Origin of the sequence: Prevotella lacticifex, from assembly GCF_019973375.1 — a bacterium.
GTDB lineage: Bacteria > Bacteroidota > Bacteroidia > Bacteroidales > Bacteroidaceae > Prevotella > Prevotella lacticifex.
Genome location: NZ_BPTV01000002.1, coordinates 109,955 through 135,459 on the forward strand (window position 1 = coordinate 109,955; position 25,505 = coordinate 135,459).

A 25,505-nucleotide genomic window follows, 5' to 3' on the forward strand; every position below is an offset into this window, starting at 1 on the left:
CGGTTTTCAGCCGTCAAAAATCGTTATCGCACTGCCGGTGCAGCCATGTCATGACAACGCGGGTTAGGAGAATTTGCTCCTTGACGGTGAGCTGCCGCCCCTTTGGAATGCCGTACCACTTGGCGAGACACCCACGACAACAGCATCCCGTAGCGTGCTGGGCGATGAACGGAGGGAAGACCCCATGGCGCATGGGCGTCTGTCGGCCATCATTAGGTATATCGGCTGGAGCGAGCCGCCGGGCTATAGTCTCACCCACCCCCTGCTCTATCTTCGTCCATCCGTGTTGACGGATATACTCCTTATCCTTGGCGTTGAGATAGAAAGAGCTGCGGAACTTACTCTTGGCAAGACGTTCGAAAAGCGGCTTCAGGTCAATGGCTTCGACCTCTTTCATTAATTTCGCTTTTTCTTCATTCTCTGGTTCATCAAAAAGACTTAATTCTCTGTAAACCATTCAATTATCCTTTGTTATTAAATCTTGGCGTAATCAATATACCAAAGAAATTTCTGTCACCCTCCGGCACAACCGTTTACTCGTACTCACGCGCTCGTTCTTCCTTCTTACGCATTTCTTCTATACGTATTTTTCTGGCCGCATCGTCCTCCCGTTTGAGCCTTTCCTGGAAATTTTTATTCCATTCTTCCCTTTCTTTCTCCTCCTTGTCCATCTCATTTTTTTCATGGGCGCACATGCCAAGGATAAAAACGATGACGATGAGAGGTCCTATCACCTTACCAAAGACGGCAGTGCTTCCGGTATAGAGGAATACACCGACGACACCAATCAGCATAAGAATGAAAAATAATTCCATAAAAAAGCTCAATTTATTCTACAAAAAATCACGACCAAACGACTACGCCAACAGTTCGAGGAGCTCCTCCTGAGTGAGAGCGTGGCCCATGTCGGTACCCTCAAGCAGCGAGTCGGCAAGGTCGCGCTTACTCTTATGCAGTCGGAGAATCTTCTCCTCAATAGTGTGCTGAGATATAAGATGATAGACGGTTACATCCTGTTTCTGCCCTATACGGTATGCGCGGTCTGTAGCCTGCTGCTCAATGGCCGGATTCCACCATGGATCGAGATGGATGACATAGTTAGCTCCGGTAAGGTTTAGACCCAATCCGCCGGCTTTCAAGCTTATGAGGAAGAACGGGCACTCGCCATGTTGGAATTTCTTCACGAGGGCCTCACGCTGTCCCATCGGTGTGGAACCGTCGAGGTAGAGGTAAGGCAGCTTGGCCTTATCCATGGCTTTCCTCACCTGATCGAAGAAACTGGTAAACTGGCTGAATACGAGAGCCCTATTGCCGCTGTCGTTAAGATTCTCGGCAAGGTTGACAAAAGCAGCCACCTTGCTCGATTCATGTTTCCACTTCTTATCGACGAGCGAGACGCTGCATGCCATTTCGCGCAACTTGGTAATCTCTGCTAAGGTGCTGACCTTCACTGTTTTATCAGCACGGACAGACTTCTCCGCCATACGGCGATGCACCTCATATACTTTCATCTCCTCATCGCTAAGTTCTACGGGCATCGTTATCTCGTTCTTCTCCGGCAGTTCGTCGAGCACATCATTCTTCGTCCGTCGCAGCAGGAAAGGCGAAATAAGACGACGCAACTGCCTCTGGCGTTCCTTATCGTGCTTATTTTCAATCGGCTCAATGAATTTCTTACCGAACTGCTCAGCACTGCCGAGGAGTCCGGGATTGATAAACTGGAAGAGGTTCCACAACTCCGACAGATGGTTCTGAATAGGCGTTCCCGTGAGGATCACCTTTCTTTTAGCTTGCAGCATCATCGCAGCCTTCGACATTTTCGTGTTCGGATTCTTGATTGTATGGGCCTCATCGAGACAAACTACGTCCCATTCCTTCTCCGAGAGTTTCTTGTGCTGGATGTTAAGCAGAGCGTATGTCGATACGATGACATCGCCGGCACCCGCCTCGTCGATAGCTTTCTCACGGTCGTCGGCACTGTTGAGGATAGTGACGTTGAGCGTAGGCGCAAACCGTGCGAGCTCGTTGCGCCAGTTGGGAACCACCGATGCAGGTGCCACAACGAGCGCGGCACCATTTTCGGCCTGGTCGAGGAGGAGCGTGATTGTTTGCAGAGTCTTACCGAGACCCATATCGTCAGCCAGGCAAGCTCCTGCTCCCCAGGACGTTACGCGCCACATCCACTCATAGCCCTCAAGCTGATAGTCGCGCAGAGTGGCATTCAAAGAATTCGGCACCTGAGGCTCACTCGTCGTACTATCCTTGATACGCTTGCGCAGGGCCTCAAGTTCCTTATTCTTACCTACATTGAGATTGTTATTGTCGATGACATCGCCGATGAGCCCTGCTGCCGCCGTAGACATCTGGAGGTGATTACGGCGGTCAGTGGTGACGGTGTCGAGGCGCTTCAAAATTCTCTTGAGCTCACTGCTGAGACTGATATATTCATTGTCGCCTACCTTTATATACTTACGGTAGCCCTGCTCGTGCATCATCTCCAAGAGTTGCTGGAGGGATATGATTTCATCCTCATCGATATGTATATCTCCCTCAACATCAAACCATCCGTTCTTCGACTTAAAGTTGATATTTACCGACTTGGCACCAACCGCAGGGTGATACTTCAAGCGTTCGCCCTCAGGCCACTCCATCTCGCAGATGTTGGAATTATTCTTAACCCACTCCATAATTTCGAGGAAGGCGCCGGTGCCTACGCTTAAAGTCTCCGTCGTCATCGTAGGAGCAAAGTCGTTCTCGTCGTCGATGACCCCGACATTGACCAACTCCTGGGTGAACAGATGCATATTTCTCTTTTCGACACGCAAGTGGCGCACCACCTGGACTTTCTTACCATTACTCGTGGCGATGGCATTCACATTGCCCTCACCGGGCGCAAAGCTCATATCCTCGAAAACATGTACCGAAACTGATATTGCGAATGTAATGGCATCGATGGGCACACACCGCAGAGTGAGCTTCGTCTGACCGTCGACGCGCTCCAGATTGTCGAGTTCCACAACCATGTTGGAGTGGACTTCCGTCTTGCCTCCCAACGTAGCTATGAGCTTCATTATCAGCGGCTCAGCCTCCTTAGGGTATTTCCGCTGTGAGAGGATCTGCGCGTAGACCCTCTTCTCGAATGTCGTCGGCGTGAAAACAGAGTAGTCGGTGTCGGTATTTTTCCTGTAATATGCTGCCCGCGTAGTCGCTGACGCGAGTTCCTCAACATTGGTTGTCACTGAGAAAGAGCCGTCCTTCTCCTTGTCGATAATCAGGAAGGGCTTGTCCTCATGGATATTCACCTGATGAAGATCGGTGACATCACCGGTGAATATATGGTCGCAGCCCACCAATTTATCAATATTATGAGGCAGAGAGATATAGTAATCGTAATAGCTTTGCTTATCAATGATTTTCTTGTCGTTTTCGTCAAGAATCTGCGGACTGTCGACTTTCAATTTCTTCAATGCCGTAGTATTCATCCTCCGGCCCGGCGACCACGTTCCGTCCTTCTTCTTTTTCTGTAACAGCGCCTGCACATACGTATTGTCGATGATGTATAAGAGCCGTTCCTGTCTGTCGGCATCATCCTTGGCTTTATCGTTTCCGGCATTGATAATCTCCTCTAACTTCGTCTCCCACAGAGGCTTAATCTTCAGTCGACCGAACACAGAGTCAGGGAATTTCAATCCTTCAGCATTGCCGACGAGCCCTGTAGGCCGGAGCTCCGCGCGCAGCCAAGCCCAGTGGGGAGCCATCGTGAAATCGAGTTCTACACCTCCTTTAGGCAACGTCCACGTGAGCTTAGCCACCATCCATGCAAGAAGATAGGGTGCCTTCACCGTCGGATCCTGAGCTATTTGGTTTACCGAAGCGGATTCAAAATCGATTTCCTTATGATCGAAGAAGAAGGTTTTAATCAATTTAAAGACAACGTTGAACTTATAGTAAATGGTAAACGAATCCTTATTGTACAGAGCCGACAGCTTCTTCGTTGCGGCCTCCGAACCGTTGAGCATCATGCAGAGCACGTAGTAATAGTTGGCGGCAAACGAGCTGAAACTGCCCTTATAACCATAGCTCGCAAGCTTGTTATGCGCTGTCATCGCCTTAGTGAATAATTTGAACGATTCGGCATAGTCTTTCTCGTAGAGCTTCTTTATGGCGACAATCAGAAGAGAGCTTTCATCAACCTTAAATGAATTGATATCGCCAACCAGCTCACCCGTACCGAGGTAATAATAATAATTGAACCGAGTGATGAGCCCGGGGCGATTAAGGTCTACCGTGGTCTGGCTGCAATGATCAATAAACAGTTGGCGAATGTAATCCCATGGCAAATCCGTATCGGCAACGATGGCTTCGCCAAAGAATTTATCCAATACCGGAATTAGAATTTCATCGCAGAGCCCCAAGACGATATTGCGATAGTCGGGGTTAGTAAAAATGCAAGCAACCTCTTTGACGAGCAGGGAGAAGCTGGCATGATAGGAGGAATACGTGCTGGTATGGCAGTTCTGAATGAGTCGGATGGCATAGGCGACATCCGTCAGGACCGTTATATTCCTAAGTTTCCTTGTGGTTCTCGCTATTCGATTGAACCAAAGCCTGTTATCGGGCTTCAGAAGCATGGTGAGATACTCAAAAAATATGCCATCAGCAAGCCGAAATGACTTTCTGCCGTAATAATAGTTGTGTTCTTCCTTGAGCAGCCCCTTACGAACCAGACCGTTAACTGTTGTTGTTATCTGCCTTGCAGGAGTATTGCTGTCGAAGAATTTCTTAATAGTATCTAATGACAGATCTTGCCCAGCCAGATAGGCCATGAGCATTAATATCTTCTGCTCGTCACTGTTTGTTGCCATAAATGGAATAATGTAATTTCAGCGTTTAATTCGATCGTAGCAAGCAAGCGCATCCTCCGATTGCATTGACCGGAATGCCTTTCAGCCGACCTTAGTTTTAAATTTCCGCCAAAGTTACAAAAAATATCCGAGAATAAAGAGCAAAAACGAAAAATAGCAATACGAAATTGGCAATCTAAAAAGCCATAATAGGAAAACTGCTAACTACAAACAACAAAAGATTAACAAGGAACTGACGACGGAGAACGATAGCTTATCCCCACCCGACGGTATGACTTTACGTCAAACCAAAAACCGGGGTGGGGACAAATATCTGCTTAGCCCCTTACAAGGAGCTCACAGTCAATCGTTTATCCGATATCAGTTCTTAGCTGCGAGAGGAGCTGCCTGGGTGTAGACACGTGTGGCAAGGTCCTTGTCGAGGGTGTAGAGGCCATAGCCGTTGTCACCAATCATGCGCAGACTGTCGATGATTGTCTTTGCACTTTCTTCTTCCTCCACCTGCTCGTCGATGAACCATTTGAGCATACTCTGGGTGGCGAAGTCGTTCTCCGCGAGCGATACGGAATAGAGATTATTGATGAGTGAGGTGACTTTCTGCTCGTGTTTAAGGGTCTCCTCAAACATATTCAGTGGTGATCCCCACTTCGTTGGAACGCCATCAATGGGCTGGAGCTGTACTTCGCCGTCGCGCTGGAGGACATAATCGAAGAAAATCTTCACATGGTCGAGTTCCTCCTGATACTGAATCTCAAACCAGTTGGCAATGCCGGGATAGCCCTTAGTATTGGCAAAAGCCGACATCGACAGATAGAGATAGGCCGACCAAAACTCAGCGTTGATCTGTGCGTTAATTGCATCTTGTACTTTCTTGTTTAACATAGTGTATTGATATTTAAATGGTTGGATACTCCTCATTAAAGTCATTGATAAAGATGATTATGGCAGATGATGCCAAAGACTGTCGACCATCGCCCCATCCGTATCATCATTCAGCTCAAATGACATTTGCAAACTTACAAAAAATTGTTGGAATAATCACAACATCACACGTTAATAAAGAATAATCGGCCGAAAAAAAACTGCCCTTAACGTTCCGTCGGCAGGAGCGTTTCAGAATTCGCCCTGCCAGCCTATGCTCACGTCTATCGATGCTTTATGGTGCTCATTAGTAGGATTCATGCGCGCGGCTTCAGCTTTGAAGGTGAATCCCAATGGCAATGTCGCGTTCAGACCTACGGTCCACTTATTGCACGAGGCGTTCTCGACATGGAATACACCGTCGTAGCGGGCGAAGGGAATAATTGAGAATTGTGTCAGCCTCATGAGTGTAGCCACATCGTAGCCCACCTCTACCCCCGCCGACCGGTTGCTGTTGGCACTACTGGCGATAGCCTGACCGTCGATGGTCCACCCTCCGGCGAGATAAGCAAAGTCGAGAGCCACATGGGCCACATGCCGACTGTCACCGAGGTCGAGGCCCTGGCGCTGTTCCATACCCACCGTCGTCGTACCATAATAGCCCGACAAGCTGACATCAAGTCCGCCGCCAGTCTGGATGCCCACTCTCGAGGCAGCTCCCACTAACCGCGACTGCCGTAAAGGCGCAGCACCATAAACGTAGGCACCAGCCTCATAGTGGAAGATGCCGCTTCGTCCCCACACTGCCGCACCACCCTCATGCCATGTCATAGGCAGCAGGGCGCTCTCGCTGTAGGGGTCGTAGATGGTCAGCGCAGGACCACCGCTGTTGGTCGTTCCAACGGGAATATCGACGATACCGGCCTTGACGTTCAACGCCTCGCTCCATTCCTTATTGATATACAGCTTGTTAGTGGCGTAGTTGTCGACGAAACCATTCTGCCAACTGCCATCACTATGGAACCGCTCATACTCCATCTCGACGACTGCTGACCAGCCGCGGCCCATCTGCCATTGTCCACCGACCACAATATGCGGTAAGTCGATAATGGAAGGATGCTCCTGATTATGGCGATGACCGAAGTTCACCTCTGTCATCACATTGCCACTTATTCGTTTCTCCTGAATACTGTCTTGTGCGCTGACTGCCGTTGATAGCATCGACAAGCCCACGGCGCAAAATAGAATTGTAACTTTTTTCATATCTTTGTTTTTGGGTTGCAAAGGTATGATTTAGCCGAAAAATGAACAAAAATTGTGCATACCCAAAAATAGTGATTTTCCATTCGTGGGTATGTTCCTGAACTAATCAAAACGTATTACCGGCAAGCGGAACGGTGAGTTTAATTACTTCACACGAGCCGAAGGAACACGTTTCTGAACGGACAGGAACCATTATACAATTCCATAAAAGCGGATTCAGAATTACGAAAAATATTAACACAAAAGAAATACATATCGTTTGGCGTCCTAAAACGGGCCGTTTTGCGTCCTCAAACGGTCCATTTCGCAAGGTGAAACGGACCGTTTGGGAACACCAAATGATATGTTTTACAATCTCACTGATTATGAGACAGTTAGAAAGTCGGACTAAAACCGGATATCAAGTGAAATATTATTACAATATTTTTTTATCCTTCCATTTGATTAGGCTGACAACAATCAGACCCTGCGGCATCCGACCCATCATCTTTTAGGGGTCATTACTGCGTCAGCAACTTGACTGCCGACGAAGCGAGACCTTCCGATTGACAATTGAGAGTGATGCGTCCGGCAGTCTTGGTGCTCTGAACGAGGACCTGCGCGTAGCCGTTGAAAGCGGGGATGGTCATCTGCTTGCAGTCGATATCCGTTGGATGGTCGATGCCATGGTATGCCGGATCGCCATTGCCGACACCGATTATGCGTCCCTCGCCGACGATACTGAAGGTGAGTTTGCCGCATGCGTCGGGCACTACGCGCCCTTTGGCATCGCGAACCGACACATTGACGACAGCCACATCGCGCCCATCGGCGGCAATCTGCACCCTGTCGGCCTCCGTGCGCAGTGCTGCGGCCTTGCCGGTAGTTTCGATGATGTCGGTCTTGACCAACTTGCCGTGGCGATAACCCTTGGCTACGACCTTGCCGGGATGGTAGACTGCCGTCCATTCTAAGTGGCCATTGCGTGGCATCGGCTTGCGTCCGAGGTTATGACCGTTGACCGTCAGCTGGACCTCGTCGCAGTTGCTGTAGACCCATAAGCTGATTTTCTCGCCCTCATGACCATGAAGATTCCAATGCGGGAATACATGGAGTACATCCTCATTGGTCCACCATGACTTCAGATACCATGCCTCGTTCTTTGGGAAACCGCAATAGTCGAGGATTCCGAACTGTGATCCGACAGCTGGATAAACCAGCGGGTCGGGCTCACCACGATAGTCGAAACCGGTCCAATAGAACAGTCCCGACGCCCAGTCGTGACTGTCGTAGAACTGCCATCCGCGCTCAATGACGTTCATAAAGCCGTCGACACCGCGACGATTCTTCGATGCCATGCGTCCGGCACCGGTCTCCTCGGGTGTCATAAACTCATAGATGCCGCGCGTACCGCAGCCGGTGGTCTCCTCCGTTCCGGTGATTTTCCATTCCGGATGCTGGTTATGGCGGTTCATGACGTCGTTCTGCACAATGTAGTTATATCCTACGACATCGAGCTCCTTTATCAGCTCGCTGCCTCCGGCATTGGCTACGGTGGAATGGCGCGTAGAGTCGAGCAGATGGGTATAGGCCCTCATCGAGGCTGCCACGCGCCGGCCCATATCGTTGTTTTCGAGTCCCCACTCCTCGTTGCCGTCACTCCATAGGATTACAGACGGATGGTTGCGGTCGCGCTTAATCATATTCTCCAAGAGCCGGATATGCTCGGTGTTGGTGCCCATAAGCCGGTTTTCGTCAATGGCCATAATGCCCTCGCGGTCGCAGATGTCGAGCAAAGCGGGACTCATCGGATTGTGCGACGCGCGATAAGCGTTGCAGCCAAGGTCCTTAAGCCGCTTAATCCGGTACTCCATGAGGGCCTCCGGTACTGCTGAACCCACTCCTGCATGGTCCTGATGCATGTTCACGCCTTTAATCTTTGTCTGTACTCCGTTGACCAACAAGCCTTTATGAGCATCAAAAACGATCTCGCGGATACCTGTCGGCGTAGTATATTCGTCGACAATCCGTCCGTCGCGTTTCACAGTTGTCTTTACATTATATATATAGGGGGTCGTGGGACTCCACAGATGGGGATTATTGAGTGCCAACGACTGCACACATTTGGCGTTGTCTTTCGCCCTCATCGACAAGGGTTTATCACCGCTTTTGGCCACGATGTTGCCGTCGGCATCCATCAGGGTCTGGCTGACGGTGCACTCAACGTTGTCCAGCGAGCTGTTGTTGACCTCTGTTTCGACCACGACAACAGCCTTGTCGTAAGGCTTGCTGATATTGGCATGGACGAAGGTACCGTAGTCGGCAACTGCCACTGGAGCCCGCTTGTCGAGCCACGCATCACGGTAGATGCCGGCTCCCTCGTAGAACCAGCCCTCCTCCATCGACGCGTCGGCACGCACGCAGATGGTATTGTCGCCACCGTAATTGGCGTAGTCGGTGATGTCATAAATCTGAGAGGCATAACCACTGGGTTCCGTTCCCATATACATACCGTTGAACCACACCTGCGCAGCACGGAAGATGCCGTCGAAACGCAACGAGAGCCGCTTGCCGAAGTCGGACTTGTCGATGTGGAGGGTCTTGCGGTACCACCCCACACTTGTAGCCGGATACTTATAGCCCACGGTCTTATAGCCATGCGACTTGCTCGCGCTGCTGTCGTAGGGCAGCGATGCTGCCCAGTCGTGGGGCAGTCGGACAGCTTTCCAACCGCTGTCGTCGAACTTCGGCGAGTAGGGTCCGGTATTGTGGATGGAATTGGCTTTGGTGAGATAATTGAAATACTCGGTGCCGCAGCCGAAGTCTTTCGTCGCGTCGCCGGCATAGCCGAAAGCGAATTTCCAGCCGTCGTCCAAGCGAATGGACTCCCTGACGCTCTGACCACGGGCTGCCGTTATCGACAAAAACAGAAGAATGAAGAGAATTACTTTTTTCATTTGGGTAAGAAGTTTTATTGGTTTACGTTTTCAGAATCATTGGTCGCATGAGCCGGAATGGATAATCGGCTGTTATTGAATTAGTTGTATTGGATAGTTGAATCTATGGTTTATGGGTAAGAAATTGTCTTTAGGGATTGCCGTTTATGAATAATTCTTCTGCCGGTTGGCCACAAACACTCCGGCAAGGATGAGCAGCGAGCCTATGAACGACATCGGTTTCATGGGTTCGTCGAGGAAGATGGCGCTGACGATAACCGTCGATATCGGATTAAGATAGACGTAGTTAGTGGTTTTCAGAGCACCAATCTTCTTCGTCACCCAGCTCCAGAGCAAGAAACAAATGTACGAAGCCACGAGACCAAGGAAGAGCAGATTGCCCCACACGGCGGTGTCGGTGAACTTTGCGAGGGGGAAGGTCCAGGGCTTGACGGCGAAAAACGGAAGCATGGTCAGGAGTCCGTAGAAGAACACCTTGCGAGTGATGAAGACGGCACCATAACGCTTGCTGACACCGCGCAGCAGCAGACTGTAGACGGCCCAGCACAGGCATGCGCAGAGGGCAAGGGCATCGCCGAGGGGATTAAGATGGAGGACAAAATGGCCATTGAAGATAACCATCCCAACACCGATAACGGCAAGGATTGAGGCGGTGATAATCTTCCATGTGGCATGGACATCGCGGAAGATGGCTATGGCCAACAGCGTTGTGGCCAATGGTGCAGTACAAACAATGAACGACACATTATTGACGTAGCTTATGCCGATGGCAGTATTCTCAGCAACAAAGTAGAGCGATCCGCCGGTGATGCCGAGAAGTGCCATCCGGGCCTCGTCGCGCAGATTGTCGGCAAAGAGACGGCGCGGCGTGAAAATCCATATACAAAGGTACGCGATAATAAACCGCACGGTGAAAATCTCCTCCGGGCTCATGCCGTGGAGAATAAGAATCTTACTGTTGACGAAGGTGCAGCCCCATGTCAGGGCCACGACGACAGCTATGAGGTGGTAGAGTATTTTCTTGTGGTTCTCGTTCATAAAAAATATCAGCTTTTCGTAGCCGTTGCGGGCAGTCCGCCACGGTGACGGATGCACTCTACAATGAGGTCGGCACACTCGTCAACGCCTAAGGCACTGGTGTTTACAACAAGGTCGTAGTCGCGGGCATCGGTCCAGTGGCGACCGGTATACTGGAAATAGTGGTTGTTGCGGCCGGTGTTAACCTGCTCTATGCGCTTGTCAGCCGACGGTGCGTCGAGGGAGTCTTTATCCATCACGCGCCGTACGGCATCCTTGCGGTTCGACGTGACAAACACGCGGAAAGCCTTGTCGTCGTTGCGCAGTACCCAGTTGGCGCAGCGGCCGATGATGACACAGGGCTTTTTCGTAGCGAGATTGCGGATAATGCGGCTCTCGCTGACGAAGATGGCATCGTCGTGGGAGGGGTTCATAGATAACGGTATGCTCTTGTCGGTGAAGATAAGCTCCCAGAGTTTGGCGTTACTGATGTTCTGCTCGTTCTCACGGACGAAATCGGTGCTGTAGCCAAGACGCTCGGCGGTGGCATCGATAATATCGTGGTCGTAGTAGTCGACACCAAGGCGCGTGGCGAGTTTACGGCCAAGGGTCAGACCGCCACTGCCATATTCACGGGCGATAGTGATGACGAACGGAACGGCATCCTCCTCCTCACGGACGATTTCTTCCTCCTCGGCCTCCTTAACGCGCTCATTCTCAGGGATAAATATCTTGTCGAGCCACGCAATATGAGGCGCATAAATCCTCACCATGAAACCAACGTAGAACATGCTGACAATGGTTCCGACGCCTACCATCTTCCAGTTCCAAGTGTGGAAAAATACGAACATCAGCACTACGGCTATAGCAACAAGCATGGTGTCGGAGCACATCTTTACCTTACCGAACTCCTTTTTTACAACTTTCGAGATGGCCAAAGGGAGTCCTTCGCCGGCAAGCATAAGCGAATCGCAACGCACCTCACAGGCTATGCCGAAGGCTAACAACGCTCCACCGACTAACAGCTCAATGAATTGCAGGGGCCAGCCGATGGCATGAGGAAGGGTCTGGGGAATCTGCAGGAAACTCGTCATCCACATCGTAACATCGGTGTAGAAACCGAAGAGGAAAGAGACAAGAATCTGCGACAACTGTCTGATTTGAAAGTCTTTACGCAGAAGAACAATCTGGATGATAATGAAGGCCACATGCATCATGATGACTATCTCGCCCATGGTAAGCGGCATGCCGTCGACGAGCGACAGGACGTAAGGTGGAGCGGAGATTGGCGACGAACCGAGATTGGCACGTATCGAGAGCGATGTGCCAAAGGCTATGATAAACAGTATAAAGACGAAACTGATGTATCGTCTTGTCCATTCTTCCTTACTTCTCTTTACTTTCTCCATTCTCTTTCATTCATGTGTACATTTCTATTGCCCCCCAAGAAGAATAATTCTCTCGCCCTTAGTCAAAATTGAGATACCAGGATTCCGAACTATTGATACAGAGTCCCTTAGGCCGATGTAAAAGTCTGAGAGTCAATAGTTTCCTTCGTCAACAATAGGATATAGCTCAATGAACTCGCCATTATGCCGCTGGCCGTCGTCGATAACTTTTTCAATCTTATCGCCTATAACGTCAGGCTTGTGCGAGCCGGGACCATCGTAGTGGTTGTTGAGATCGGTGGACGTAGCGCCGGGATGGATGTCGAAAATCTCAAGGGGCTTCTTGTAATGATCGAACTCCCAGGCCATTATACTCGTCATGGTGTTCTGGGCTGCCTTACTTGCTACATAAGCCATAGGGTGCCAGTAAGTACTGAAAAGGGAGGGCACGGTGATGTTGACAATACGGCCGTGGTTCTTCTCCAATAATGGAATAAGGTGCTTAGTAAGACAGAAAGTGCCTATATAGTTGACCTGCACCGTTGCAGCCACGTCGCTGACAGTCTGCTCATAGCTCGGAACAGACATATCGCCGGGAATGCCGGCATTATTGACAAGGAGCGATAAATCGGGATATTTGACCGTAATCTCCTCAGCAGAACGGACGATAGAATCATTGTCGGAGAGGTCGACGAACTGCCATCCGATAACATCGACTTTATCGGCTTTCAGCTTTGCGATAGCATCGAGAGCACGCTGCTCGTTCCTCGCACCAATGATAACCTGCCAGCCGGCTTTTCCAAGATGGCGGGCAGTCTCATATCCAATGCCTTTGTTGGCACCTGTCACCAAAACCTTTTTCATTTCACTATATTTTTTATTGTGTAATGACATTTCAATAATTCATTGCAAAAGTACAAATAATTCTTCAAAAATGATAATATAATTTAGGATTTTACGGTGAGTAGAATTTTTTATGGCATCTTGTTCCGACAAAAACCGGGAAAAGCCCTTGCCGTGATGCAAGGGCTGCACCCTGTGTTTCTTTCCGGTGCCGACTTGCTTCGAAGCAAGCTTCGGCAAGTCGGCACCGGGAAGAAACAGCCCTCGTTCCTCATGTTTGCATCACGGCAACGAAAACCTGGAAAACCGCTGACGCCGCGATTTTTACTCAGCCAACGCAAATCCCCGAAGGCTTAAATTGGTGACGAGTTCAGCATCTCTGAAGACCGCGATTTTACTCAGCCAACTCAAAGCCCCGACGGGGCATAATTCTCAATAACCCCAGACTAAGGGAGCGCAGCGACCGCAATCTGGGGTAGAACGTAAACGCGAGAAATCCACTACCAGCCTCGAAGAGGTTGAATAGCGGGACGCGCAGGAATACATACGCTTTTGCGCACTCCGTGCTATTGTGCGTATTCGAGGCACTGAGTGTATGTCTGTCGACCTATATGTTCCCCGGACTGCGCTCGCTATCGCTCACTTAGTCCGGGGTTATTGATGATTCAGCCCCGTCGGGGCTGGTAGTGTCAGAGATTTTCTGGCCGATAACCCTGCCTATCTGCAACCTCCAAAGGAATCATGTCGACAATGTGTTTATGATGAAATGATTACGTTGACAACACCTTGATAATTAATGTGTTGCACGCATCCAGTAGGGGTGGGGTTTATCCCCACCCTACCAGCTGCGGACAAGATACAAAACAATCACAACGCAGCTGCGAGGGTGTGGATAGACCCCACCCCTACGCGTGACTGAGTGCTGCAAGAACCTTTGTATTAGAGGTTTACAGGGTTTACCTGCGATTGCAAGCCTGAGGCGAAGGAGAAGAAACAACGGGTACAGCCCATTGCAAGCGCGACCCGGTTTTATTCGTTTTTTTACATAAGAGAATGCGCTTCCATGTCCTCGTACTTACTTATATGAACCGATATTATGTCCTTATTCCGCTGAAGATACCTTCGTGAGCCATTGAAGATATGTTCGTGGGGCATTTAAGATATATTCGTTGGCCATTTAAGATATGTTCGTGAGTCATTGAAGACATGTACGCTGTTGGTAGGACGGGGATAAACCCCGTGCCTATGGTAGAAGAGCACTGCAAATATCTTATTATCAGCGGTTTGAATAGTAATACATTATTATATACTGTATCGAGTCACGACACATCAAAACCGAGGCAACGAGCATCGTTAATGGGGAATTAAACGAACAATCCTATAACCCTATGAAATACAGGCTCATAGCTCTATACCCCTTTCTATACCACAATCTACCCTTCTTTCTATACCACTGAAATTTGGAATCGGTAAAAAGATTGTGTACCTTTGCACCGAAATAACAATCGACTTGACTCAGAATAATTGCTGCCGGGTATAATATCTCTATTCCGTCATCACGGTTATCAGCTGATAACTATAGCTGGGAAAAGGAATTTCAGATAAATGCAAAATCCATTTTGATTAACCGACAGGAAATCAGATTTTACAAAATCATCCGACAAAGGAACAACAGTAGACTTAGATATAGGGTACGAAAAAACGGTTCCCCCATCCTCATCAGCATGTTGAAAATCTAATGAAAGTTGGGAGAACCGGTTTTACAGAATGACTGACTGATAATTAGGCAGCCATTGAAATCCAGTCGTAGACGTACGAGCAAATACCGAACAAAAGGATGCCGGTAGTGCAGAGTGCGAGTGCGAACTTGGTGTTATTGTCGGAATTGAATGTTGGCAGTGGGTTGTCGTTATGCTTGATGTACATAGCCTTCACAATCTTCAGATAGTAGTAAAGGCTGATGACAGTGTTAAGCAATGCGATGAATACGACTGCGTAGCTCCAAGCACCCATGGTTGTGTGGATATCGGAACCATCAACACCAGCCATGAAAACGAAGAACTTCGAGAACATTCCTGCAAATGGAGGGATACCACCGAGGGAGAACATCGCAAGAGTCATAAGGAATGACAGTTTCGGGTTCGTCTGGTAGAAGCCATTGTAGTCGTCAATGTCGGTCTTGCCACCATTATTCTGTTCAACAACAGAGATAATAGAGAACACGGCCATATTGGCTACAACGTAAACAAGGATGTAATAGCTCAGTGCTGACACCGATGTAGGCCACTTGTCGCCGATAGCTGCAAGCATGATATAGCCGGCCTGAGAGATAGAACTGAAAGCCATGAACCGCTTCAACTCACCCTGACGGATGGCAAAGAGGTTGGCGACAGTGATACTCAAGACAACAACAATCATCAGCAGAACGTGCCAATAGCGGTCCATAGGTGTGAAGACGTTGAAGAGAATCGACAAGAGTGTGAATGCTGCCGCACCCTTAGAGATAACACTCAGATAACCAGTGACGGTGGTAGGTGCTCCCTGGTAAGTGTCGGCTGTCCAGAAGTGGAACGGTACAAGAGAAATCTTGAAGCCGAGACCGCTGAAGAAGAAGACAAGGCCCATAACCGGAAGGAAAACCTTAGTGAGGTCGCCGCTGGCAATGACAGTCATAAGAGTGTGACGGACATCGTCGAAATAGAGTGTTCCGCAAGCTCCATAGATAAAGCTGATGCCATAGAGCATGACACCGCTGGAGAATGTAGCGGTGAGGATGAACTTAGCAGCACCCTCTGCACTCTCGTTGCGCTTCATATCGAAAGCGACCATTGTTGCCAATGGAACGCTGGCCATCTCAAGGCCGAGGAAGAACATAAGGAAGTTTCCGGCACTGACCATGACGAACATGCCAAGAAGTGTAGAGGTGAGAAGCATATAGAACTCACCCTCCTTACCGCTGGCCTCAGCCCATGAACGGCTCTGGAGAACAACGATGAGGGAGCCAAAGGCTAAAATGGCCTTGATGACGTTGACCGCCGACGATGTGACATACATATCGCCAAAGGCATGGACAGGAGCCATGGGCAGAAGACAAACAACTGTCAGAGCTGCGAACATGACGCTAACCAGTGGATTCATCCACTTACGCTCAGTCTGACGGGCAGAAGCAAAATCGCAAATGAAGGTAATAACCAGAATGGCAGTAAGAACTGCCTCAGGTATCATCTTTAAGAAATCTGTATAGTTCATTGTCCTTTATTTTACATATTTGCCAATGCTGAAACAGCCGGCGCGTTGGCGATAATTGTGTTAAAGATAGGTTTGACCGCATTGACGATGATGTCCTGGAAGAACAGCGGGCAGAGACCCAGACCGGCAACGCAGAAGATAAGTCCGCCAACAGCGACGCGCTCATCCCATGTGGCATCATGAAGCTCAAAGAACTTCTTGTTCGGCACAGCCTGATAAAGAATCTTACCGACAACACGAAGGATGTAGACAGCGGTGATAACTATCGATGTACAAGCGATGATCGTTGCCACACGATGGAACATTCCACCATTCTCGAATGAACCTACGAAGATGGTCATCTCGGCAACGAAACCTGAGAAGCCCGGTAAACCGAGGTTGGCAAGACCGGCAACAACGTAAGCCACGGCAAGGAATGGGATAATCTTCATCAATCCACCAAGCTGACGGACATCACGGGTGCCGCAACGGTGATAGATCATACCGATAACAGCAAAGAAGAGTGCTGTCATAAGTCCATGCGAGAGCATCTGAAGGATAGCACCGGTGATAGCGGTCTGAGTCATCATCAGAAGCGCGAAGAGCACCATACCGCAGTGCGACACCGACGAATAAGCGTTGATGTACTTAAGGTCGGTCTGAACGCAGGCTGAGAGAGCTCCGTAGACAACCGAGATACATGTCAGAACGAGGAAGAAAGGTGCCCACATAGCCAGTCCGTCAGGCATGATGAACATTGCTATACGCAGACAGCCATAACCACCAAGCTTCATCAGCACACCAGCGTGGAGCATAGATACTGCCGTCGGGGCACTGGCATGTCCGTCAGGAGACCATGTATGGAATGGGAAGAGGGCTCCAAGAACTCCGAAACCGATAAATACGAACGGGAAGAAGACTTTCTGAGCCGTCACATCCATGTGGAGTGATGCAAGCTTCGATACGTCCATCGTCGTAGCACCGGTGAAATAATAGATACCGAGGATACCGAGGATGAGCAACGACGAACCTCCCATAAGCATAAGAGTAAGCTTCATGGCGCTGTACTCCTTTGGACCTGTTCCCCAGACTCCGATGAGAAGATACATAGGAATAAGAGCCACCTCGTAGAACATGAACATAGTGAACATGTCGGTAGAGATGAAGAAACCGAACACACCTGATGAAAGGAGGACAAACCAAAGGAAGTACTCCTTCTTCATCGGCTCAAGTTGCCAGGATGCAAACGTTCCGGTGAACACGATGATTGCACTAAGCAGAATCATCACCGTAGAGATACCGTCAACACCAACGGCAAAGTCGATATGCAGCGGGGCAAACCACGTCACGCTGTTAGCAAGCAGCATGGCATCATTATTGCCGGCATTGCGCTGCTGAACAAAATATATTGTCAGCCAAATGGCAGCAGCAAGCAACACCGTAGCTCCTGTAGCCATCACACCACGTACCTGATTGTCATTGCGGGCCATCCAAAGGCCGAAAAGCATCAGGACTGGAATAATCACGAAAATTGTTAATATCCAACTCATCTTTTAAACCAAGCAAAGTAATACTAATGTTAAAGCGACGGTACCGGTGATGAACCATACTGCATACTGGCGCACGTCACCGCTCTGCCACGGGCGAATAGACTCACCGGCCTCGTTGGTACCCCAAGCCAGGAAGTTGAACGTGCCGTCAATGACATGGCGGTCGAACCAGGCGATTGGAATAGAGAAGCAGCCGAAGACAATCTTATGTGTGAAGAACTGCCAGGCATCGTCGATGTAAAAACGGTTGAGGGCAGCCTTGTGAAGCTTCGGGAAGGTTCTTTCCAGAGCGTCGGCAACTGGCTGTTTCTTACCCGCATACATCCATGTGGCAAGGCCGAATCCGATAGTAGCAGCAAGGAGAGAGAACCAAGCGGTTGAGCCGAACTCGAAATGCTGAAGTGCAATCTCCTCTGGCAGACCGTTAAGAGAAACGAAATGTCCGAAAGGTATCCAACCAGCTACACATGAGATGATAGCGAGTAAAACCAGGGGACCCCACATAACGAACGGAACCTCCTGCGGACGACGGCGATGCTCGGGATCAAGCTCGTAATAACTCTGTCCCCAGAAGATTACATAATATAAGCGGAACATATAGAACGCTGTCATTCCTGAGACAAGAGTCATGAACCAGCCGAGAGCCGGAGCAAAGTTGAAACATGCGTCAACAATCTCATCCTTAGAGAAGAAACCTGCCAATGGCCAGAAACCGCTGATGGCGATGGTTCCGATAAGGAAGCAGATATTAGTAATCGGCATGTACTTATGCAGTCCGCCCATATAATCCTTGAAGTTGCTGCCGATGATAACAATGATTGCACCGGAGCAGAGGAAGAGCAGGGCTTTGAACATAGCATGAGTGAAGAGGTGGAACATGCTGGCCATATATCCAAGACTACCCTCACCCTCGAGTGATGTGCAAACACCAAGAGCAACGAGCATGTAGGCAATCTGCGAGATGGTCGAGAAGGCCAGACCACGCTTGATATCACGCTGAGCACAAGCTACTGCGGCTGCATAGAAAGCGGTGAATGCTGCAATGTAAGCAATCCAGTGGAGCTGCTCGGTAGCATGGAACTGGATATAAATAGGCAACAGCGATGCAACCTGATAAACACCGGCAACAACCATAGTGGCAGCATGGATAAGAGCCGACACAGGCGTTGGACCCTCCATGGCATCAGGCAGCCAAATATGCAATGGGAACATTGCTGACTTACCGGCACCACCGATAAACATCAGGAACAGGGCCGTCGGCAATACCCACTGAAGAGCTGGATTTGCGGCGATAGCAGTTAGTTTTTCTGTAAGTCCGGGGGTTACATTCATATCATAGTTGAACGTTCCTACATAGAAACTGAAGAAGAGGATACCGATAAGGAAGAACAAATCGGCAAAACGGGTGACGATGAATGCCTTTTTCGAAGCGTGAACGGCGGCGTGTTTCGGATAGTAGAATCCGATAAGCAGATAAGAGCAGACGCCGACGAGCTCCCAGAAGAGGTACATCTGGAAGATGTTCGTTGCAACGACAAGGCCGAGCATAGACATCGTGAAGAGCGACAGGAAAGCGTAGAAACGCTGGAATCCCTTTTCGTAGCCCTCAGCCTTATAGTTCTCATCACGCTCAGCCATATAACCGAACGAGTAGATATGAACCATGAACGACACCGTTGTAATGACGATAAGCATCATTACGCTGATTGGTGTCAGACGAAATCCTATATTAAAGGTAAGGAGCTCAGTGAACCGGAGCCATGTGAAGTTGAACACCGTCACCGTCGGGTAAACACCCTGACCACCGTCGAGGCGACCATTGACGACGTGGAATGTCTCCTTCATTGCCTCATACTCTCCTGTATAGAAGAAGTAGTGGTAAGCCGTGTACAGGCTAAGGCCAAAGAGCACCGCCAAAACGCAGGTGCCGATGATACCGGCAACCTTCTTAGGCATCTTCATACCTAACAATCCGAGCAGCAGAAAGCTCAGAAACGGGAGAAGAAGTATCAAAAATGCGTAATCAAACATATTCTTTTCTGTTTTACCATTTCATGTTTTCAATACTGTTCACCTGATCGCTGTGGAAATGACGGTAAACATTGATGATAATAGCCAAAGCTACGGCTGTCTCGGCCGCACTGATACCAATGGAGAAGAGAGTGAAGAACATGCCCTCAGAACCATCGGGGAAAAGCAGGCGGTTGAAAGCCGCGAAATTCAGATCGACACTGTTCAGTACCAACTCAATAGAGATGAGCATGGCTATGAGGTTGCGGCGTGTGACGAAACCGAACACACCGATGAAGAACAGCAGTCCGCTGAGAATAAAGAAATATTCAATCTGTATCATTTTGTTTCCTCCTTATCATTATTATTACCGTCCTTCTTAGTGTTCAATATCACCAGACCACCGATGATACAAGCAAGTAGGAACAGTGAGATAAACTCGAACGGAAGCACATAGCCATACTTGTCGGCACTCATAAGAGTACGACCGATGTCGCTCATATTAACCTCATTCGACAGTGCGTCGGCAGAGACAACTTTCTGAATGAAAGCGTTCTTGAGCAAGACGAGCACTACCGTAGCAAAACCGACGAGCGAGATGGCACCAGCAAGAATCGTCTTCTTGCCAAGCCAATGCTCACGCATACCCTGAAGAGTATTCTTGTCGACAAGCTGTATGGCGAAGATATACATCATCGTGATACCTCCGGCATAGATGCTTATCTGAGCAGCTCCGAGGAAAGAATAATCGAGAATGAAATAAAGTCCGGCAACTGCAAACAGCACAAAGAGCAGAGCTGTGGCAGCGCGCATGATTCGCTTCGTTGTAACACAGAACACAGCAGAGGCCAGTATCACAACAGCGAGAATGATAAACATTATTAACCTTGCCATGATTATTTTGTTTTAGTGTTAAACGTTCCTACAGACCAGTCGGCACCACCGTCGATAATATTCGGCAGAGAACCGCCCTGATACTTTTCTTTGTCAAGATGCAAAACGAGCTTGGACCTGTCGAAAACAGAGTTCTCGAAGTCGTTGACAAATTCTATTGCGTCGAAATTACAAGCGTTGACACACAACTCGCAGAACATGCAGTCGCCGAGGTCATACTGATAGTCATCAAGAACCTTCTTCTTGCGGCCAGTCTCTGGGTCGGTCTCCATGTGCGATGTGATTTTAATAGTGTCGTTAGGGCAAGCACGCTCACACATTGTGCAGGCGGTACACTTGTAGTCGCCAACCTTCAATCCACGCTTCTGAATCTGCGGGTCGTTGACCTCATCCTCTGTGACACGCTTGAAGACCAGACGACCACGGTGGCGCTTAGCGACATGAAGAGTCGTTTTGCGGTTTTCAGGATACTGCTCGGTGGTCTTAGGAGTGAAATACTCCTTCATCGTCACCTTCAGTCCCGTGGCAAGCGTCTTTAAGGCACTTCCCACCTCACCGAAATATGATTGTTTTTTATCTTCCATTTCCTTAATTTATTGGTGAAATTCAAGATTAATGATAACTCACTACAGCTCAGAGCCTAAGAGAATATCATCATCCGTGAGATGATCACCCATTGATAGTGAATGTTAAGCCAAAGCTGACGCAGATGACCATCAGAACAATGATGCACAGCGACAGAGGCATGAGATATTTCCACTCGAGTTTAAGTATCTGATCGATGCGCAGACGTGGGAATGTCCAACGAATCCACATCAACAGGAATACGACAACGAACGTCTTTCCGAGGAACCAGACGATGCCAGGAATATAATCCATGACACTGTCGAAGGCAGCAATACCGATGTTCACCGGAGCCCATCCGCCGAGGAAAACTGTTGTAGCTATTCCACTGACAACGAAGAGATTAAGATACTCAGCAAGATAGAAGAATCCAAATCCCATACCTGAATACTCAGTGTGGTAACCGGCTGTAAGCTCACTCTCGGCCTCAGCGAGGTCGAAAGGACCACGGTTAGCCTCAGCATTACCTGCAATACAGAACACGAGGAAAGCTAAGATTGCCGGGATGTGACCCTGGAAGATAAGCCACTGCCAGGGACCCGTCTGAGCTTCAACAATACCGGAAATCTGCATAGTACCTGTGAGGATAACGGCAGAGATAAGGCAAAGTCCGAGTGACATCTCATAAGAGATAAGCTGAACGGCACCACGCATAGCCGATACTACAGAGTACTTATTGTTCGATGCCCATCCGGCCATGAAGATACCAATTACTCCAATGGAGCTGATAGCCGTCAGCAGGAATATGCCGACATTAAAGTCGAGAACATTCCATCCCTGGCTCCAGGGCAGGAACGAGAACGTGCCCACCGAGGCAATAATCACAAGGAACGGAGCAATGCAGTAGAGGAGTTTATCAGATCTGTCGACGAAGAAAATCTCCTTTATAAGCATTTTCAGCACATCGGCAATGACCTGCAACGTTCCCCACGGACCTACACGCATAGGTCCGATACGGCACTGGAAATAAGCGCAAACCTTACGTTCCATGAAGATAAGGATAATGGCGAGGGTAGCATAAGCTGCCAACACCAGTAATCCTACAAGAACGCATTCTATCAGGACAGCCCAGAAGTTCGACAGCCCGCAAGTATCGCGGAGCAGCGAGTCGAACATTTGGGGTAAAGATGACAATATATAAACCTTTTCCATAAGTTTTTTATCTTTTCTATTCTACCTTTACTTCATGAAACTTATCTGTCCAAATCAGGAATGACGAAGTCGATGGAGGCTCCGGTAGCAATAAGGTCGGCAATCTTCTCACCGCGGAGCATCTTGTCGAAGGCTCCAGTAAGTGTAAGTCCCATCGGGCGCATCTTAACACGGTAAGGACTCTTGTCGCCACGGCTGTCGAGATATACGCCGAATTCGCCGGCACCGCCCTCGACGGAGAACCACCATTGTCCTTCCGGAACCTTGATGATTGGCTTCTGCTTGATATAGAACTCACCCTCAGGGATATTGTCGATGAGCTGCTCAATGATATTCAGACTCTGATACATTTCGTTGATGTGAATCATATATCTTGTCATCGAGTCACAGCCAGTACCCGTAATTTCCTTCCACTCCACCTTATCGTAGAGGTCATAAGGATGATTCTTACGCACATCATTATGCCATCCGGCTGCACGTCCGGCAGGACCGGTGAGAGCATAGTTGATACTGTCGGCAAGATTCATGTAGCCTACACCCTCAAGACGCTGGTGAGTAATTACATTATCGCCGAAGACATCGAGATATTCCTGAATCATCGGGCGGAGATACTTGCAGAGAGCCTTGACGTTCTCAACGAAGTGCGGGTCGATATCAGCCTGAAGTCCACCTATTCTATAATAGTTCTGAATCAGTCGTCCACCAGTAGTCTCCTCCATAACGTTAAGGACGTGCTCACGGTCGCGCATGCAATAGAGGAATGCGGTGAGCGCCGAGAGGTCCTGAGCGCATGTTCCGAGGAAGAGCAAGTGGTTGTCGATACGCTGGAGCTCATCCATAATTGTACGGATGTAGTGTATGCGGTCGCTGAGTTCTACACCCATAGCCTCCTCGATAACACCCACGAGGGCATGGCGGTGGTGCATGGCGCAGAGATAGTTCAGACGGTCGGTGAGAGCTAAAGTCTGAGGATAAGTCATTGCCTCCATCATCTTCTCCATACCGCGGTGGATATAACCGAGATGCGGATAGACGTGTTCTATAGTCTCATCGTTGACAACTGTCTGCAAGCGCAGCACACCGTGTGTTGACGGGTGGTTAGGACCGAAGTTCACAACATAGTCGTCGGGACCGAAAAGACGGTGCTTTGTCTCGACAAGCTCACCGAGGTCGTTGAGGTTCCACTCCGATGTCCAGTCCGTTTCGGGCTCATCGGTCATCGGGAACTGGTTGTGCTCCGGACTCATATCGTAGTCCTTGCGCAGCGGATAACCCACAAAGTCATTACGGAGGAACAGCCGACGCATATCGGGATGACCTAAGAACTTAATTCCGAAGAAGTCGAAGACCTCCCGTTCCATGAGGTCAGCCGCGCGCCAGATGTAGTAAACAGATGGGATAACGTAGTCGTTGCCAATCTGCCGTGCCATCTGCTTTACGCTGATGCGCTCATGAGTTTCCGTATTCTCAAGAATATATATGCAGCCGAGGCCTTCTTCACTGCCGAAGTCCTCACCGATAATTGTTACGAGGTAGTCGAAATGCTTCGCGTCCCTGAGCTTCGTCATCTCTTCCTTGAAGGTGTCGAAGCTGAAAACTGTATATTCTAATTTCATTATTTGCTTCCTCCCTCCTGACTCTCCACGGGAGCGTCGTTTTGTGCTTCATACTTCGTCGTTCCCGGCTCAGCCTGATCGAGGGCATCGAGTTCCTCGCCGAGTTTCTCAACATCCTCCTTGTTTGGCGACTGCCTGACGATTATTGGTTCCTTATTACCGATAACGGCACCGGAGAGATTCTCATTGCTGATGCCGTGAAGACCGCCGAGACCCATGGAGATTTCCTTCTCCTCTTTAGTCATCTTATGGTTGGCACCGCCGAAGAACTTCTCAACCTTCACCTTCCGCTGGAGCTGCATCATTCCGTAGAGGATAGCCTCAGGACGTGGTGGACAGCCAGGGATATAGACGTCGACAGGAACAATCTCGTCGATACCGCGAACTACGGAGTAGCTCTTCTTGAAAGGTCCGCCGCTGATGGTGCATCCACCGACAGCCACGACGTACTTTGGCTCGGCAATCTCGTCATAGAGACGTTTGAACACTGGTGCCATCTTGTTAGTGATGGTACCGGCACACATGATGAGATCGGCCTGACGGGCTGAGTTACGTGTCACCTCGAAACCAAAACGAGAGAAGTCGTAACGCGCGCAACCTACGGCCATGAACTCAATACCGCAGCACGACGTACCGAAAGTCAGCGACCACAGCGAGTTGGAGCGACCCCAGTTGATGAGCTGGTCGAGGGAACCGACGACAACATTCGTTCCGCCCTCGTTGAGCTCCTGAGCAATCTTCTCCAGTGTGTCGTTGTCTTTGAACTCGTTGTAGGGGATGGCCTTGATAGCCGGTTTTCTTACTTCCATTCAAGAGCTCCTTTCCGCCAGGCATAAGCCAAGCCCAGCACTAATACCAACATGAAGAAAAAGATCGAGAAAAGCATTGCACCGCCGTAATTTGCTGACAGCGAGTTGAATACCGTTGCCCATGGATACAGGAACACCGTCTCAACATCGAACATCAGAAACAGTACGGCAAAGAGATAATAGCCAACATGTGCCGGCATCCATGAGCTACCACGCGTAGGAATACCGCACTCGAAAGGCTCGCCTTTCACCGGGTTATACGAACGCGGACCTACCAGTTTGGCTATGACGTAAGCGCCAACAACCAATACTACCGCCGTAAGTATAACGGTTATAAACAAAGTGTAATACATAATATTATTATTGCAACAATTTAATCGTGTACAGATAGTATATTTTCTATGCCTGCTTAAGCGTGTGCAAAGTTACAAATTAATTCTAATAAATGA

General features: G+C 49.2%; 19 protein-coding genes. All 19 read right to left on the reverse strand.

The window, feature by feature from the left end:
- Window positions 1-13: 13 nt before the first annotated feature.
- Entirely contained in the window at window positions 14-397 is a 384-nt protein-coding gene (locus LDN30_RS10905) for a DUF4186 domain-containing protein (protein WP_223928039.1), read from the reverse strand.
- A 136-nt stretch (window positions 398-533) separates the two neighbouring features.
- Entirely contained in the window at window positions 534-815 is a 282-nt protein-coding gene (locus LDN30_RS10910; protein WP_223929492.1) for a hypothetical protein, read from the reverse strand.
- A gap of 42 nt (window positions 816-857) precedes the next feature.
- The gene (locus tag LDN30_RS10915) at window positions 858-4,865 is read right to left on the reverse strand and encodes a DEAD/DEAH box helicase (RefSeq protein WP_223929493.1); all 4,008 of its coding nucleotides are present in this window, start codon (window positions 4,863-4,865) and stop codon (window positions 858-860) included.
- Between the two features lie 360 nt (window positions 4,866-5,225).
- A complete protein-coding gene (locus tag LDN30_RS10920; RefSeq protein ID WP_223929494.1) occupies window positions 5,226-5,747 on the reverse strand; it encodes a ferritin in 522 nt (173 codons plus the stop codon).
- Between the two features lie 231 nt (window positions 5,748-5,978).
- Window positions 5,979-6,989, reverse strand: a complete 1,011-nt coding sequence (locus LDN30_RS10925) for a hypothetical protein (RefSeq protein ID WP_223929495.1) — start codon at window positions 6,987-6,989, stop codon at window positions 5,979-5,981.
- A 500-nt stretch (window positions 6,990-7,489) separates the two neighbouring features.
- Complete coding sequence (galA, locus tag LDN30_RS10930; protein ID WP_223929496.1) at window positions 7,490-9,925, reverse strand: beta-galactosidase GalA; 2,436 nt, start codon at window positions 9,923-9,925, stop codon at window positions 7,490-7,492.
- A gap of 144 nt (window positions 9,926-10,069) precedes the next feature.
- Window positions 10,070-10,963, reverse strand: coding sequence for a DMT family transporter (locus LDN30_RS10935; protein ID WP_223929497.1), 894 nt, complete (start codon window positions 10,961-10,963; stop codon window positions 10,070-10,072).
- A gap of 8 nt (window positions 10,964-10,971) precedes the next feature.
- Window positions 10,972-12,351, reverse strand: coding sequence for a cytidylate kinase family protein (locus LDN30_RS10940; protein WP_223929498.1), 1,380 nt, complete (start codon window positions 12,349-12,351; stop codon window positions 10,972-10,974).
- A 132-nt stretch (window positions 12,352-12,483) separates the two neighbouring features.
- The gene (locus LDN30_RS10945; RefSeq protein WP_223929499.1) at window positions 12,484-13,194 is read right to left on the reverse strand and encodes an SDR family NAD(P)-dependent oxidoreductase; all 711 of its coding nucleotides are present in this window, start codon (window positions 13,192-13,194) and stop codon (window positions 12,484-12,486) included.
- A gap of 1,761 nt (window positions 13,195-14,955) precedes the next feature.
- On the reverse strand, window positions 14,956-16,422 hold the full coding sequence (locus LDN30_RS10950; RefSeq protein WP_223928019.1) for an NADH-quinone oxidoreductase subunit N: 1,467 nt from the start codon (window positions 16,420-16,422) through the stop codon (window positions 14,956-14,958).
- 11 nt (window positions 16,423-16,433) lie between these two features.
- Entirely contained in the window at window positions 16,434-17,951 is a 1,518-nt protein-coding gene (locus LDN30_RS10955; RefSeq protein WP_223929500.1) for a complex I subunit 4 family protein, read from the reverse strand.
- Between the two features lie 3 nt (window positions 17,952-17,954).
- On the reverse strand, window positions 17,955-19,982 hold the full coding sequence (locus tag LDN30_RS10960) for an NADH-quinone oxidoreductase subunit 5 family protein (protein ID WP_223929501.1): 2,028 nt from the start codon (window positions 19,980-19,982) through the stop codon (window positions 17,955-17,957).
- A 13-nt stretch (window positions 19,983-19,995) separates the two neighbouring features.
- Window positions 19,996-20,304 (reverse strand): NADH-quinone oxidoreductase subunit NuoK, encoded by a 309-nt coding sequence (gene nuoK / locus LDN30_RS10965; protein WP_223928013.1) that lies wholly within the window; start codon window positions 20,302-20,304, stop codon window positions 19,996-19,998.
- Entirely contained in the window at window positions 20,301-20,855 is a 555-nt protein-coding gene (locus tag LDN30_RS10970) for an NADH-quinone oxidoreductase subunit J family protein (protein WP_223928011.1), read from the reverse strand. The genes nuoK and LDN30_RS10970 overlap by 4 nt, the downstream gene beginning before the upstream one ends.
- 2 nt (window positions 20,856-20,857) lie before the next feature.
- Window positions 20,858-21,439, reverse strand: coding sequence for a 4Fe-4S dicluster domain-containing protein (locus LDN30_RS10975; protein WP_223929502.1), 582 nt, complete (start codon window positions 21,437-21,439; stop codon window positions 20,858-20,860).
- 85 nt (window positions 21,440-21,524) lie between these two features.
- Window positions 21,525-22,631 carry an NADH-quinone oxidoreductase subunit NuoH gene (gene nuoH, locus LDN30_RS10980; RefSeq protein WP_223928007.1) on the reverse strand — a complete coding sequence of 369 codons (1,107 nt, stop codon included), beginning with the start codon at window positions 22,629-22,631 and terminating at the stop codon, window positions 21,525-21,527.
- Window positions 22,632-22,672: 41 nt separating this feature from the next.
- A complete protein-coding gene (locus LDN30_RS10985) occupies window positions 22,673-24,247 on the reverse strand; it encodes an NADH-quinone oxidoreductase subunit D-related protein (protein WP_223928006.1) in 1,575 nt (524 codons plus the stop codon).
- Window positions 24,247-25,056 carry an NADH-quinone oxidoreductase subunit B gene (locus LDN30_RS10990; protein ID WP_223928004.1) on the reverse strand — a complete coding sequence of 270 codons (810 nt, stop codon included), beginning with the start codon at window positions 25,054-25,056 and terminating at the stop codon, window positions 24,247-24,249. Before LDN30_RS10990 ends, LDN30_RS10985 begins: the two co-directional genes overlap by 1 nt.
- Window positions 25,047-25,409, reverse strand: a complete 363-nt coding sequence (locus LDN30_RS10995; RefSeq protein WP_223928002.1) for an NADH-quinone oxidoreductase subunit A — start codon at window positions 25,407-25,409, stop codon at window positions 25,047-25,049. Before LDN30_RS10995 ends, LDN30_RS10990 begins: the two co-directional genes overlap by 10 nt.
- Window positions 25,410-25,505 lie beyond the last annotated feature (96 nt).